Here is a 14,436-nt window from a genome sequence, read left to right as displayed (position 1 = left end):
CTGGATGAAAATCATCATCCTCGGTGCAGGGCAGGTCGGCGGTTCGCTGGCGGAACACCTGGCCAGCGAAGCCAACGATATTACTGTGGTCGACACCGATGGCGAACGCCTGCGCGACCTTGGCGACCGCCTGGACATTCGCACGGTGCAGGGTCGCGGTTCATTCCCGACGGTGCTGCGTCAGGCCGGTGCCGATGACGCCGACATGCTGGTCGCCGTAACCAACAGCGACGAAACCAACATGGTCGCCTGCCAGGTCGCCCACACCCTGTTCCACACCCCGACCAAGATCGCCCGGGTTCGCGAAGCCGCGTACCTGACCCGCGAAGAGCAGTTGTTCCAGAACGAAGCGATTCCGGTGGACGTGCTGATCAGTCCGGAACAAGTGGTCACCAACTACATCAAGCGTCTGATCCAGCACCCTGGTGCCTTGCAGGTGATCGACTTCGCCGAAGGCAAGGCGCAACTGGTGGCGGTGCGGGCGTACTACGGCGGGCCGCTGGTGGGCCAGCAGCTGCGGCAATTGCGTGAACACATGCCGAACGTGGAAACCCGCGTCGCGGCGATTTTCCGTCGTGACCGGCCGATCCTGCCCCAGGGCGACACAGTGATCGAGGCCGACGACGAAGTATTTTTCATCGCCGCCAAGGCGAACATTCGTGCGGTGATGAGCGAAATGCGCCGTCTCGACGAAACTTATAAACGCATTGTCATCGCCGGTGGCGGGCAGATCGGCGAACGTCTGGCCGAAGCCATCGAAAGCCGTTATCAGGTAAAGATCATCGAGATGAATCCGGCACGTTGCCGTCATCTCTCGGACCACCTCGACAGCACGGTGGTGTTGCAAGGCAGTGCTTCGGACCGCGACCTGCTGATGGAGGAGAACATTGCCGACGCCGACCTTTTCCTGGCCCTGACCAACGACGACGAAGCCAACATCATGTCATCGTTGCTGGCCAAGCGCCTGGGCGCGAAGAAGGTGATGACCATCATCAACAACCCGGCTTATGTCGATCTGATCCAGGGCGGCGACATCGACATCGCCATCAGCCCGCAACTGGCGACCATCGGCACCTTGCTGGCCCACGTGCGCCGGGGCGACATCGTCAGCGTGCACTCACTGCGCCGGGGCGCGGCAGAAGCCATCGAGGCGATTGCCCATGGCGATGCGAAATCGAGCAAGGTGATCGGCAAGGCCATCGAAAACATCGGCCTGCCGCCGGGCACCACCATCGGTGCGATTATCCGCGACGAAGAAGTGATCATCGCCCACGACGACACCGTGATCGAAGCGGGCGACCATGTGATTCTGTTCCTTGTGGATAAAAAGCATATTCGCGATGTGGAGAAGCTTTTCCATGTGGGGTTGAGTTTCTTCTGATCCGGATTTAGCGCTGTCCTGACTTTGTAGGAGCGAGCCCTGCTCGCGATGGTCGTCAACGATAATGCTGGAAACCAGACACCCCGCGTCGCTCTCGGGTTCATCGCGAGCAAGCTCGCTCCTACAATAAATCAACCCCTGACATGCCTCACGCAAGGAGTCCACCATGATCGAATCCCTGGAAAAAATGCTCGCCAAGGGTGTGGATAACTCATTGCTGCGCTTCGGTCTGGGCAAGGGCTATCTGGATCTGGGGGAAAACGCCAAGGCTGCGGAGCATTTTCAACGCTGCGTCGATTTCGATCCGAAGTATTCGGCGGCGTGGAAACTACTGGGCAAGGCCCATCTGGCGCTGGCGGACTTTGCGGCCGCGCGGCAGGCCTGGGAGCAAGGCCTGGAAGCCGCTCGCGCCCATGGCGACAAGCAGGCCGAGAAGGAAATGACGGTGTTCCTGAAGAAGCTCGAGCGTCAGGCGCACTGATCAGACGAATGAACGGTTGTGGATAACCCCCCGATGCCAAGGTTATCCACAGATCATTCCAATCGACTCAATACCAACGCTCTTCACCCGGTGGGCGCTTCTTGAAGCGCTTCATGCTCCACATGTACTGGCTCGGATAAGCCCGCACATAGCGCTCGACCACCTGGCTCATGGCCGCACAGGATTCCGCTGTATCGGTGCTGTACATGGCTTCCGGCGCGGCTTCAAGGATCACTTTGTAGCCGGAACCGTCCGGCAGGCGCAGGGCGTGCAGGAACACGCCGACCGCTTTGCCGCCGGCCAGCATGTTCGGCACGAACTTGCTGGTCAGCGCCTGAGTGGCGAAGAACGGCACGAAGATCCCGGCGGATTCGGATGGTTCCGGGTCAGCGGGAATGCCCACTGCCCCCCCTTTGCGCACTTCCTTGATGACACTGAGGATGCCTTCCTTTGTGGAAGCGGCAACCTTGTTACCCAACTGCACCCGCTGCTTTTGCAACAATTCATCCACCGCCTTCAACTTCGGCGGACGGTAGAAAATGATCGGTTTGCACTGGCTGCAATAGAAGTGGTTGAGCACTTCCCAGTTGCCCAGGTGGCTGGTGATGCCGACCACGCCTTTGCCGGAGGCGAGGGCGTCCTTCAATATGTCGAGGCCTTCGACCTCGCGAACCAGGTCGATGGAGCGTTCGGCCGGCCAGATCCAGGCGCAGGCGCTTTCGGTCAGGGACTTGCCGATGTCCTTCAGGCTCTGGCCCACCAGGCGTTCACGCTCGGCGGGGTCCATGTCCGGAAAGCACTTGGACAGATTGATCCGCACCACGTCGCGGGAACGGTTCGGGGTTTTCCACATGACCCAGCCAATCGCCGAGCCCACGGCCTGCACGGCCCGCCACGGAAGCAGGGCAAACAGCCGCAGAGCGCCTACCAGCAAGGCGCCTTTCAACTTATCCACAGGTCACTCCTGATTTTGTGCTGTGCGCGAGGCGGCCATTCTAACCGCCGTTCACCAACTGCGCGTAGCGGTCGCAGTCCCGGGTGTGATCCATGACCATGCCCGAAGCCTGCATAAGCGCATAGCAAATGGTTGGGCCGACGAACGTGAAACCGGCTTTTTTCAGGCCTTTGCTCATTTCCACGGCGGTCGGCGTCACGGCCGGAACTTCGCTGCGATCCTTGAAATGATTGATTACAGGCACACCACCGACGAACGACCAGAGAAACGCCACCGGGTCCTCCAGCGCCAGCCAGGCCTGGGCATTGCGCCGGGCCGCGTTGAGCTTGAGCCGGTTGCGGATGATGCCGGGATCGAGCATCAACTCGTCGATTTCGGCATCGCTCATCTGCGCCACGCGCTGGACATCAAACCCGAACATCACCTGGCGATAATGCTCGCGTTTGCGCAGTACGGTGATCCAGGAAAGGCCGGCCTGGAACCCTTCGAGCAAAAGCAACTCGAACAAACCCTGCGCATCCCGTAACGGCGTGCCCCACTCCTGATCGTGATAAGCCATGTACAGCGGATCTTCGGAACACCAAAAGCAGCGTGGCATAAGGCTCCAGGGGGCGTGCGCAGCAATGAATCGGGTATACTCCCGCTCTTTAAATCGCAGCCCAAGAAACAGGTGAATTTCGTGAGCCAGCCTACGCCAGCCGTGCGTACCTTCCAAGACTTGATCCTCGCCCTCCAGCAATACTGGGCCGAGCAAGGTTGTGTGGTACTTCAGCCCTACGATATGGAAGTAGGCGCCGGCACTTTCCACACCGCAACGTTCCTGCGCGCCATCGGCCCGGAAACCTGGAACGCCGCCTACGTGCAGCCAAGCCGCCGTCCGACTGACGGCCGCTACGGCGAAAACCCGAACCGTCTGCAGCACTACTATCAGTTCCAGGTGGTCCTCAAGCCGAACCCGGACAACTTCCAGGAACTGTACCTGGGCTCCCTCAAGCACGTCGGCCTGGACCCGCTGGTCCACGACATCCGCTTCGTCGAAGACAACTGGGAATCGCCGACCCTCGGCGCCTGGGGTCTGGGCTGGGAAGTCTGGCTCAACGGCATGGAAGTGACCCAATTCACTTACTTCCAGCAAGCGGGCGGCATCGAGTGCTACCCGGTGACCGGCGAGATCACCTACGGTCTCGAGCGTCTGGCCATGTACCTGCAAGGTGTGGACTCGGTCTACGACCTGGTCTGGGCTGACGGTCCGTTCGGCAAAGTGACCTACGGCGACGTGTTCCACCAGAACGAAGTGGAGCAGTCCACTTACAACTTCGAACACGCCAATGTCGACAAGCTGTTCGAACTGTTCGATTTCTACGAAAGCGAAGCCAAGCGCCTGATCGAACTCGACCAGCCGCTGCCGTTGCCGAGCTACGAAATGGTGTTGAAGGCTTCCCATACCTTCAACCTGCTGGATGCGCGCCGGGCAATTTCCGTGACCGCGCGTCAGCAATACATCCTGCGTGTACGCACCCTGGCGCGTTCCGTTGCGCAAGCCTACCTGCTGGCTCGCGCCAAGCTGGGCTTCCCGATGGCGACCCCGGACCTGCGTGATGAAGTACTGGCCAAGCTGGAGGCTGCACAATGAGTGCTCTGGATTTTCTGGTTGAACTGGGCACTGAAGAACTGCCACCCAAAGCCCTGAACACCCTGGCCGAGGCGTTCCTCGCCGGTATCGACAAGGGCCTGCAAGCAGCCGGCCTGAACTACGAGAGCAAAACCGTTTATGCCGCCCCGCGCCGCCTGGCCGTGCTGATCACCGCACTGGCCACCCAGCAGCCGGATCGCAGCATCAACCTCGACGGCCCGCCACGTCAGGCCGCGTTCGACGCCGAAGGCAACCCGACCCAGGCGGCACTGGGCTTTGCCAAGAAGTGCGGCGTCGACCTGAGCGAAATCGATCAGAGCGGCCCGAAACTGCGCTACAGCCAGAGCATCGCCGGCAAGGCGACCGCGAGCCTGCTGCCGACCATCGTCGAAGATTCCCTGAACGACCTGCCGATCCCTAAACGCATGCGTTGGGGCGCGCGCAAGGAAGAATTCGTTCGTCCGACCCAGTGGCTGGTGATGCTGCTCGGTGACCAGGTCATCGATTGCACCATCCTCGCCCAGAAGGCCGGCCGTGACTCCCGTGGCCACCGCTTCCATCACCCGGAAAACGTGCGCATCGGTTCGCCGTCCAGCTACCTGGCCGACCTGCGTGCCGCCTACGTGCTGGCCGACGCCAACGAGCGTCGCGAGATCATCAGCAAGCGCACCGAAGAGCTGGCCACCCGTCAGGAAGGCACGGCAATCGTTCCGCCAGCCCTGCTCGATGAAGTGACCGCGCTGGTCGAGTGGCCAGTGCCGCTGGTGTGCTCGTTCGAAGAGCGCTTCCTCGACGTGCCGCAGGAAGCCCTGATCACCACCATGCAGGACAACCAGAAGTACTTCTGCCTGTTGGACGCCGACGGCAAGTTGCTGCCACGTTTCATTACCGTGGCCAACATCGAAAGCAAAGACCCGCAGCAGATCATCGCCGGTAACGAGAAAGTGGTTCGCCCACGCCTGACCGACGCCGAGTTCTTCTTCAAGCAAGACAAGAAGCAGAAGCTCGAAGACTTCAACCAACGCCTGCAAAACGTGGTGTTCCAGGAAAAACTCGGCAGCGTCTACGACAAGGCCGAGCGCGTTTCCAGACTCGCCGCCTACATCGCGGCGCGCATTGGCGGCAACGCTTCGTGGGCTGCTCGTGCGGGCCTGCTGTCCAAGTGCGACCTGTCGACCGAGATGGTCGGCGAGTTCCCGGAGATGCAAGGTGTCGCCGGTTACTACTACGCCCTCAACGACGGCGAGCCGGAAGATGTCGCACTGGCGCTGAACGAGCAGTACATGCCGCGTGGTGCCGGCGCTGAACTGCCGAGCACCCTGACCGGTGCGGCCGTGGCCATCGCCGACAAGCTCGACACCCTCGTGGGTATCTTCGGTATCGGCATGCTGCCGACCGGCAGCAAAGACCCGTACGCACTGCGCCGTGCAGCGCTGGGTGTGTTGCGTATCCTGATCGAGAAGCAACTGGATCTGGACCTGAACGACGCCGTGGCTTTCGCCGTGAATGCGTTCGGGACCAAGGTCAAGGCTGCCGGCCTCAACGACTCGGTGCTGGAATTCATCTTCGACCGCCTGCGTGCCCGTTACGAAGACGAAGGCGTGGATGTTGCGACCTACCTGTCGGTACGTGCCCTGAAGCCAGGCTCTGCCCTGGACTTCGACCAGCGCGTGCAAGCGGTACAGGCTTTCCGCAAACTGCCGGAAGCTGCCGCCCTCGCCGCCGTGAACAAGCGCGTGTCTAACCTGCTGAGCAAGGTCGAAGGCTCCGTTCCGACAGTCGTGGAAGCGAAGTACTTCGACAATGCCAACGAGTTCTCCCTGTACTCGGCGATCCAGCAGGCTGACCAGGCTGTACAGCCAATGGCCGCCTCGCGTCAGTACAGCGAGTCCCTGGCACGCCTGGCTGCACTGCGCGAGCCGGTGGATGCGTTCTTCGAAGCCGTGATGGTCAACGCGGAGGACGCAAAAGTGCGCGCCAACCGTTATGCGTTGCTGGCGCGTCTGCGTGGGTTGTTCCTCGGCGTCGCCGACATTTCGCTGCTGGGTTGAGGGACTGCTGTTGAAACTGCTGATTCTCGATCGGGACGGAGTGATCAATTACGACTCCGACGCTTACATCAAGTCGGCAGAGGAGTGGATTCCACTCCCCGGTTCGATCGAAGCCATCGCGCAGTTGAGCAAGGCCGGCTGGACGGTAGCGGTCGCTACCAACCAGTCGGGCATCGCTCGCGGTTATTACGACATCGCCACCCTGGATGCCATGCACGAGCGCTTGCGCGCGCTGGTGGCGGAGCAGGGCGGTGAAGTCGGGCTGATCGTTTACTGCCCGCACGGACCGGACGAAGGCTGCGATTGCCGCAAGCCGAAACCCGGGATGTTGAAAACCATCGCCGCTCATTACAACGTGTCGCTGACCAATCTCTGGTTCGTCGGCGACAGCCTTGGTGACCTGGAGGCCGCCAAAGCCGTCGATTCACAGCCAGTTTTGGTAAAGACCGGGAAAGGCGAAAAGACTTTGGGTAAAACCCTTCCGGTTGGCACATTGATTTTTGACGATCTGGCGGCGATTGCCGCAGAACTTATCCACAATTAGAGTGCTTCTGAAATTCCTGATAAGGGACCCATCAGGAGTGCGCTTTATACAGGCGGGCAATTCCCGCAACGGTAAACGTCACCATGTCGATATTGCAGGCCATCAGAACCTTCCTCTTTTACCTGCTACTGGGCACCAGCTCCTTGCTGTGGTGCAGCTTGAGTTTTTTTATCGCGCCGTTTCTGCCCTTCAAGGCACGTTATCGCTTCATCAACGTGTACTGGTGCCGCTGCGCCCTGTGGCTGAGCAAAGTGTTCCTGGGCATTCGCTACGAAGTGAAGGGTGCCGAGAACGTACCTGAACGGCCTTGCGTCATTCAGTCAAACCACCAGAGCACCTGGGAGACGTTCTTTCTCTCGGCCTACTTCTCACCGCTGAGCCAGGTGCTCAAACGTGAATTGCTCTATGTGCCGTTCTTCGGTTGGGCCATGGCCATGCTGCGACCGATCGCCATCGATCGCGACAACCCGAAAGCCGCGCTCAAGCATGTGGCGCAAAAAGGCGATGAATTGCTCAAGGACAATGTCTGGGTGCTGATCTTCCCCGAAGGCACACGCGTTCCTTTCGGCACCGTCGGAAAGTTCTCGCGCGGTGGCAGCGCCTTGGCGGTCAACGCCGAGTTGCCGGTGCTGCCGATTGCGCACAACGCAGGCAAGTTTTGGCCGAAAACCGGTTGGGCGAAGAAGCAGGGCGTCATCACAGTGATCATTGGCGAGCCGATGTATGCCGCAGGCACCGGACCGCGAGCCATTGCTGAATTGAACGACCGGGTCCAGGCGTGGAACGAGCAGATGCAACGGGAAATGGGCTCGTTGCCACCGGCCCCGCAAGCGCCGGTTTCAAACGATCAGGTGGCTGTCTGAGATTCTGTGGATAACCTGTGTACCGTTTCATCGAAAAACGTTGTTTTTTGCATGTAAGCTTATGATTTTTTTACATATTTCTTAGAATGATAAAAATCATAAAAACGTGCATAAGTTTTTTTCGGACGTAAAAAAACCGGCTGATATAGCCGGTTTTTTGATGCCCGGAGCAAACGCAGGCTTTCGCCATGACGAAGCAGCCTGGATCGCCCGTAGGTCGTGAGACAGGAGCCGCAATGAGACCGCGTGTTGCTCCGGCGAGAGAGTAAAACGCGGCGAATAAAAAAGGCCAACGCAATGCGTTGGCCTTTTCGTTGGTGTCGACCGGGATCAGAAGTCCAGGTTGGACACCGCCAAAGCGTTGCTCTCGATGAAGTCACGGCGAGGTTCGACCGCATCACCCATCAGGGTGTTGAAGATCTGGTCCGCGCCAATGGCGTCTTCGATGGTCACTTTGAGCATCCGACGCTGGCTTGGGTCCATGGTGGTTTCCCATAGCTGATCCGGGTTCATTTCGCCCAGACCTTTGTATCGCTGGATGGTGTGACGCTTGGTGCTTTCAGCCATCAGCCATTCAAGGGCTTCCTTGAACTCGGTCACCGGCTTCTTGCGCTCGCCACGCTGGATGTACGCGCCGTCGTCCAGCAGAGTGCTCAGTTGAGCGCCTAGCGAAACGACAGTCTTGTAATCGTTGCTGCCGAAGAAGTCGCGGTTGAAGGTGACGTAGTTCGACAGGCCGTGGGAGATCAGTTCGACCTCCGGCAGCCAGACGTTACGTTCACGGTCTTCACGCAGGCTGGCTTTGTAAACCAGGCCGGACTTCTCGACGGTGCGCAGGCGAACTTCGTACTGAGCCAGCCAATCCTGCATCGCTGCGTGATCGGACAGTTGCTCCATGCTCACCGCTGGCAGGTAGATGAAGTGCTCGGTCAGCTCCTGTGGATACAGGCGCGACAGACGCTTGAGGGTCTTCATCACCAGACGGAAGTCAGTCACCAGACGCTCAAGTGCTTCACCGGAAATGCCAGGTGCTTCTTCGTTCAGGTGCAGGCTCGCATCTTCCAGGGCCGACTGCGTCATGTACTCTTCCATGGCGTCGTCGTCTTTGATGTATTGCTCTTGCTTGCCTTTCTTCACTTTGTACAGCGGCGGCTGAGCGATGTAGATGTAGCCACGCTCGATCAGCTCCGGCAACTGACGGAAGAAGAAGGTCAGCAGCAGGGTACGGATGTGCGAACCGTCGACGTCAGCATCGGTCATGATGATGATGTTGTGGTAACGCAGCTTGTCGATGTTGTACTCGTCGCGGCCGATACCGCAGCCCAGCGCAGTGATCAAGGTGCCCACTTCTTGCGAAGAGATCATCTTGTCAAAACGCGCCTTCTCGACGTTCAGGATTTTGCCCTTCAGCGGCAGGATGGCCTGGGTCCGACGGTTACGTCCCTGCTTGGCGGAGCCGCCAGCAGAGTCACCTTCCACGAGGTACAGTTCGGAAAGGGCAGGGTCTTTTTCCTGGCAGTCGGCCAGTTTGCCCGGCAGGCCGGCGATATCCAGCGCGCCTTTACGACGGGTCATTTCACGGGCTTTACGCGCCGCTTCACGGGCACGCGCCGCATCGATCATCTTGCCGACGACCAGCTTGGCTTCGTTCGGGTTTTCCAGCAGGAAGTCGGAGAAGTACTTGCCCATTTCCTGTTCGACCGCGGTCTTCACTTCGGAAGACACCAGCTTGTCTTTGGTCTGGGAGCTGAACTTCGGATCCGGTACTTTCACCGAAATAATCGCGGTCAGGCCTTCACGGGCATCGTCACCGGTGGTGGCGACCTTGTGCTTCTTCGCCAGGCCTTCCGCTTCGATGTAAGTGTTCAGGTTACGCGTCAGTGCGGAACGGAAACCCACCAGGTGAGTACCGCCATCGCGCTGTGGAATGTTGTTGGTGAAACACAACAGGTTCTCGTTGAAACTGTCGTTCCACTGCAGGGCGATTTCCACGCCGATGCCATCTTCACGCTGAATGTTGAAGTGGAACACCTGGTTGACCGCAGTCTTGTTGGTATTCAGGTATTCAACGAACGCACGCAGGCCGCCTTCGTACTTGAACAGCTCTTCCTTGCCGCTGCGCTCATCCTTGAGGACGATGCCGACACCGGAGTTGAGGAAGGACAGTTCACGAATCCGCTTGGCCAGGATGTCCCAGCTAAAGTGGATATTCTTGAAGGTTTCAGCCGATGGCTTGAAGTGAATCTGGGTACCGGTTGTCTCACTCTCGCCGACGATTTTCATCGGTTCTTGCGGAACACCATGGACGTAAGTCTGTTCCCAGATTTTTCCGCTGCGGCGCACCGTAAGAACAAGCTCTTTGGACAGTGCGTTCACCACCGACACACCTACACCGTGCAGACCGCCGGATACTTTATAGGAGTTGTCGTCGAACTTTCCGCCGGCGTGCAGCACGGTCATGATGACCTCGGCTGCCGAAACGCCTTCTTCTTTGTGCACGTCTACCGGGATGCCACGACCGTTGTCACGAACGGTGATGGACTCATCCGGGTGAATGATGATGCTAATGTCGTCGCAGTGGCCGGCGAGAGCTTCGTCGATCGAGTTATCGACCACTTCGAACACCATGTGGTGCAGACCGCTGCCATCGTCGGTGTCACCAATGTACATACCGGGACGTTTGCGTACGGCATCCAGGCCTTTCAGCACTTTAATGCTCGTTGAGTCGTACGTATTTTCTTCGCTCAATGCCTTCACTCCCGATGGTCGTGGGTCTGGGTGATACGGCCCTGTTCCACGTGGAACAGAGCGACTGGCGTTTCCGTCTGCCAGCCTTCCCTCAATAATTCGTGATCTACACAGGTGATAAAGACCTGGCAGCGTAAGTCTTCCAACAAGCGGCAAAGCGCGCGACGGTGGTGCTCGTCCAGTTCGGACGGCAAGTCATCCACCAGATAAATACACTGACCGCGTCGAGCCTGGCTGACCAAGTGCCCTTGGGCAATCCGTAATGCGCAAACCACCAACTTCTGCTGGCCACGGGACAAGATGTCCGCGGCGTTGTGTGCGCCCAGTCTGAGACGCAAATCAGCACGTTGTGGTCCGGCCTGGGTATGCCCCATTTGCTGGTCTCGCTGAAGAGACCCGGCGAGCACAGCACTCAGTTCTCGGTCCTTGTCCCAGCCGCGGTAATAGCTGAGCGTCAAGCCTTCAAGCTCAACCAGTTCGCTCAAGGTTTGTTCAAAGACTGGTTTCAAGGCTTTGATATAAGCGCGGCGGTATTCATCAATTTCAGCGCTGGCCTGGCACAGTTCCCTGTCCCAAACCGCTTGTGAAACGGCGTCAAGTGTACCATGCCGCAGCCAAGAGTTTCTCTGGCGCAGGGCCTTCTGCAAGCGCTGCCAGGTTGACATGAAGCGCGGTTCCACGTGGAACACACCCCAGTCCAGAAACTGTCGGCGAATCTTCGGCGCCCCTTCCAGCAATCGAAAGCTGTCCGGATTGATCAGTTGCAGTGGCAGTATCTCGGCCAGTTGCGCGGCGCTGCGCGCGTTCTGCCCATCGATACGGATCTGGAATTCGCCTTGGCGATCCCGCGAAATGCCCAAGGCGCTTTGCCCACCCTCCGCCAGTTCAACCTGGCCAAAAACCGTGCATGCCAATTGTTCGTATTGAATGACCGGCAACAAACGAGTGCTGCGAAACGAACGGGCAAGCCCCAGCAGATGGATGGCTTCCAGAACACTGGTTTTGCCGCTGCCGTTGGCGCCGTAAAGAATATTGATGCGGGGGGAGGGGGAGAAGGTCACCGGGTGCAGATTGCGCACCGCGGTGACCGAGACGCGACTTAAGGACATCTAGCTATTACAGACGCATCGGCATGACAACGTAGGCCGAGTCGTCGTTATCCGATTCCTGCACCAGCGCACTGCTGTTGGAGTCGGACAGGATCAGACGAACCTGCTCAGTGGTCATCACGCCCAGTACGTCGAGCAGGTAGCTCACGTTGAAGCCGATTTCCAGAGAGCCGCCGTTGTATTCAACGCCCACTTCTTCTTCCGCCTCTTCCTGCTCCGGGTTGTTCGCCTGGATCTTCAGCTGACCGCTCGCCAGTTGCAGACGGATACCACGGTACTTCTCGTTGGACAGAATGGCGGTACGGCTGAACGCTTCGCGCAGAGCCTGGCGATCGCCAAGTACCAGCTTGTCGCCGCCCTTAGGCAGAACACGCTCATAGTCCGGGAATTTACCGTCGACCAGTTTCGAAGTGAAGGTGAACTCACCGGTGGTGGCGCGGATGTGATGCTGACCCAGCACGATGCTGACATTGCCGTCCGGCTCGGTGAGCAGGCGTGCCAGCTCGAGGATACCCTTACGCGGCACGATGACCTGGTGACGATCCGGCTGACCGATATCGGCCTGCATTGAGCACATGGCCAGACGGTGACCGTCGGTGGCCACGGCGCGGATCACACCGGCGGAAACTTCCAGCAGCATGCCGTTGAGGTAATAACGCACGTCCTGCTGGGCCATGGCGAAGCTGGTGCGTTCGATCAGACGACGCAGCTTGCTTTGCTCCAGGCTGCAGGTCAGCGAACCCGGGCCTTCTTCCACGGTAGGGAAGTCGTTGGCCGGCAGTGTCGACAGAGTGAAGCGGCTACGGCCAGCCTTGACCACAAGCTTCTGCTCGTCGACCTTGATGTCGATCAGCGCATCGTTCGGCAGGCTTTTGCAGATGTCCATCAGCTTGCGCGCAGGCACGGTGATGGAACCCGGATCCGCCGGCTCTTCGAGTTGAACACGACCAACCAGCTCGACTTCCAGGTCGGTACCGGTCAGCGACAATTGCTGGCCTTCGACAACCAGCAGCACGTTGGAAAGTACCGGCAAGGTCTGTCGGCGTTCGACGACGCCTGCGACCAGTTGCAGGGGTTTCAACAGGGCTTCGCGTTGAATGGTGAAATGCATGGTCTAGTCCCTTGCCTTAATAAGCTGCGCTGGTGTTCATCAAGTGGTCAGCGTACGCAGCAGGTTCTTGTAGTCCTCGCGGATGTCCGCGTCGGATTCCTTAAGTTCGTTGATCTTGCGGCACGCGTGCAAGACCGTTGTATGGTCGCGACCGCCAAACACATCACCGATTTCCGGCAGGCTGTGGTTGGTCAGTTCCTTGGACAATGCCATGGCGACCTGACGCGGACGAGCGACCGAACGCGAACGGCGTTTGGACAGCAAGTCAGAGATCTTGATCTTGTAGTACTCGGCGACAGTGCGCTGAATGTTATCCACAGAGACCAGTTTATCCTGCAACGCCAACAAGTCCTTCAGGGATTCGCGAATCAGCTCAATGGTGATATCGCGGCCCATGAAGTGCGAGTGGGCAATCACGCGCTTGAGCGCGCCTTCCAGCTCACGGACGTTGGAGCGAATGCGCTGGGCAATGAAGAACGCGGCATCGTGAGGCAGCTCGACTTTGGCCTGATCGGCCTTCTTCATCAGGATAGCCACGCGGGTTTCCAGCTCCGGCGGCTCGACCGCTACGGTCAGGCCCCAGCCAAAGCGGGATTTCAGGCGTTCTTCAAGGCCTTCGATTTCTTTCGGGTAGCGGTCACTGGTGAGAATAACCTGCTGGCCACCTTCGAGCAGGGCGTTGAAGGTGTGGAAAAACTCTTCCTGGGAACGCTCCTTGCGGGCGAAGAACTGAATGTCATCGATCAGCAACGCGTCCACCGAACGGTAGAAGCGTTTGAACTCGTTGATCGCATTCAGCTGCAGGGCCTTGACCATGTCTGCCACGAAACGCTCGGAATGCAGGTACACCACCTTGGCATTCGGGTTCTTCTTTAATAGATGGTTACCCACAGCGTGCATCAAGTGGGTTTTACCCAAGCCAACGCCACCATAAAGGAAGAGCGGGTTGTAACCGTGCTTGGGGTTATCTGCCACCTGCCAGGCGGCGGCGCGCGCCAGCTGGTTGGATTTACCTTCAACGAAATTCTCGAAGGTAAAGGTGCGGTTCAGGTAACTGGTGTGCTTGAGCGCACCTTCGACCTGCACGGTACGTTGTTCGGCGCGAACCGGAGCCTGTTGCGAACTGGCGCCGGCCATCGGGTCGAAGCTGTCACGGGAAGGTTCTTCCTCAATGACCTCAGACACTTTTTGCGTCGCACGCTTGGTCGACGCGGCGGCAGGTGCCGTCGGCGGACTGGCTGGCGCTTGAGCAGCCTGGGCCTGGGAAGCCGCGGCAGCCAGGGGAGCATTGGGCGCGGCACGAGGTGCCGAACTGCGTTTGCTGCCTATTAACAGGGAAAGCGCAGGTGCCATGCCATTGCCGTGTTCATCGAGCAATTCGAGAACACGCCCCAGGTATTTTTCGTTGACCCAGTCCAGAACAAAACGATTGGGCGCATAGACACGCAACTCGTCGCCTTCGGCTTCGACCTGTAGTGGACGGATCCAAGTGTTGAATTGTTGGGCAGGCAGCTCATCGCGCAGAAGCTCCACGCACTGCTGCCAAAGTTCCACTGACAC

At 58.9% G+C, this 14,436-nt stretch carries 12 protein-coding genes; 6 read left to right on the top strand and 6 right to left on the bottom strand.

The features are described from left to right. The first annotated feature begins 4 nt into the window (after positions 1-4). The gene (trkA, locus tag AC3ITA_RS00060; protein ID WP_046042728.1) at positions 5-1,381 is read left to right on the top strand and encodes a Trk system potassium transporter TrkA; all 1,377 of its coding nucleotides are present in this window, start codon (positions 5-7) and stop codon (positions 1,379-1,381) included. Positions 1,382-1,547: 166 nt separating this feature from the next. Then, a complete protein-coding gene (locus AC3ITA_RS00055) occupies positions 1,548-1,862 on the top strand; it encodes a tetratricopeptide repeat protein (RefSeq protein ID WP_150671894.1) in 315 nt (104 codons plus the stop codon). Between the two features lie 67 nt (positions 1,863-1,929). On the opposite strand, the gene AC3ITA_RS00050 is transcribed toward AC3ITA_RS00055, so the two are convergent. Together AC3ITA_RS00050 and AC3ITA_RS00045 are read right to left on the bottom strand one after the other, a co-directional pair. After that, the gene (locus tag AC3ITA_RS00050; RefSeq protein WP_095943025.1) at positions 1,930-2,817 is read right to left on the bottom strand and encodes a lysophospholipid acyltransferase; all 888 of its coding nucleotides are present in this window, start codon (positions 2,815-2,817) and stop codon (positions 1,930-1,932) included. Positions 2,818-2,857: 40 nt separating this feature from the next. Further along, entirely contained in the window at positions 2,858-3,415 is a 558-nt protein-coding gene (locus tag AC3ITA_RS00045; protein WP_095943026.1) for a DNA-3-methyladenine glycosylase I, read from the bottom strand. A gap of 81 nt (positions 3,416-3,496) precedes the next feature. Here AC3ITA_RS00045 and glyQ point away from each other — a divergent pair, with 81 nt between their 5' ends. From glyQ to AC3ITA_RS00025, 4 genes are all read left to right on the top strand, one after another. Beyond that, positions 3,497-4,450, top strand: a complete 954-nt coding sequence (gene glyQ, locus AC3ITA_RS00040; RefSeq protein WP_003187265.1) for a glycine--tRNA ligase subunit alpha — start codon at positions 3,497-3,499, stop codon at positions 4,448-4,450. Beyond that, entirely contained in the window at positions 4,447-6,501 is a 2,055-nt protein-coding gene (gene glyS / locus AC3ITA_RS00035; RefSeq protein ID WP_095943027.1) for a glycine--tRNA ligase subunit beta, read from the top strand. The genes glyQ and glyS overlap by 4 nt, the downstream gene beginning before the upstream one ends. Positions 6,502-6,505: 4 nt before the next feature. After that, positions 6,506-7,045, top strand: coding sequence for a D-glycero-beta-D-manno-heptose 1,7-bisphosphate 7-phosphatase (gene gmhB / locus AC3ITA_RS00030; RefSeq protein WP_489280829.1), 540 nt, complete (start codon positions 6,506-6,508; stop codon positions 7,043-7,045). Between the two features lie 83 nt (positions 7,046-7,128). Continuing rightward, positions 7,129-7,908: a lysophospholipid acyltransferase family protein gene (locus AC3ITA_RS00025; protein ID WP_032829311.1), complete on the top strand. Its 780-nt coding sequence runs from the start codon at positions 7,129-7,131 to the stop codon at positions 7,906-7,908. Positions 7,909-8,238: 330 nt separating this feature from the next. Here AC3ITA_RS00025 and gyrB read toward each other — a convergent pair whose 3' ends face one another. From gyrB to dnaA, 4 genes are read right to left on the bottom strand one after another with little or no spacing between them, the layout of a single operon-like run. Further along, positions 8,239-10,656 carry a DNA topoisomerase (ATP-hydrolyzing) subunit B gene (gene gyrB / locus AC3ITA_RS00020; RefSeq protein WP_095943029.1) on the bottom strand — a complete coding sequence of 806 codons (2,418 nt, stop codon included), beginning with the start codon at positions 10,654-10,656 and terminating at the stop codon, positions 8,239-8,241. A gap of 5 nt (positions 10,657-10,661) precedes the next feature. Beyond that, complete coding sequence (recF, locus tag AC3ITA_RS00015; protein ID WP_095943030.1) at positions 10,662-11,765, bottom strand: DNA replication/repair protein RecF; 1,104 nt, start codon at positions 11,763-11,765, stop codon at positions 10,662-10,664. A gap of 7 nt (positions 11,766-11,772) precedes the next feature. After that, complete coding sequence (gene dnaN, locus AC3ITA_RS00010) at positions 11,773-12,876, bottom strand: DNA polymerase III subunit beta (protein WP_007969885.1); 1,104 nt, start codon at positions 12,874-12,876, stop codon at positions 11,773-11,775. A gap of 39 nt (positions 12,877-12,915) precedes the next feature. Continuing rightward, a complete protein-coding gene (dnaA, locus tag AC3ITA_RS00005; protein ID WP_095943031.1) occupies positions 12,916-14,436 on the bottom strand; it encodes a chromosomal replication initiator protein DnaA in 1,521 nt (506 codons plus the stop codon).

The organism is Pseudomonas sp. GL_090 (genome assembly GCF_057837765.1).
The sequence above is the reverse complement of the archived record's forward strand: the minus strand, read 5'-3'. Positions and strand labels throughout refer to the sequence as shown.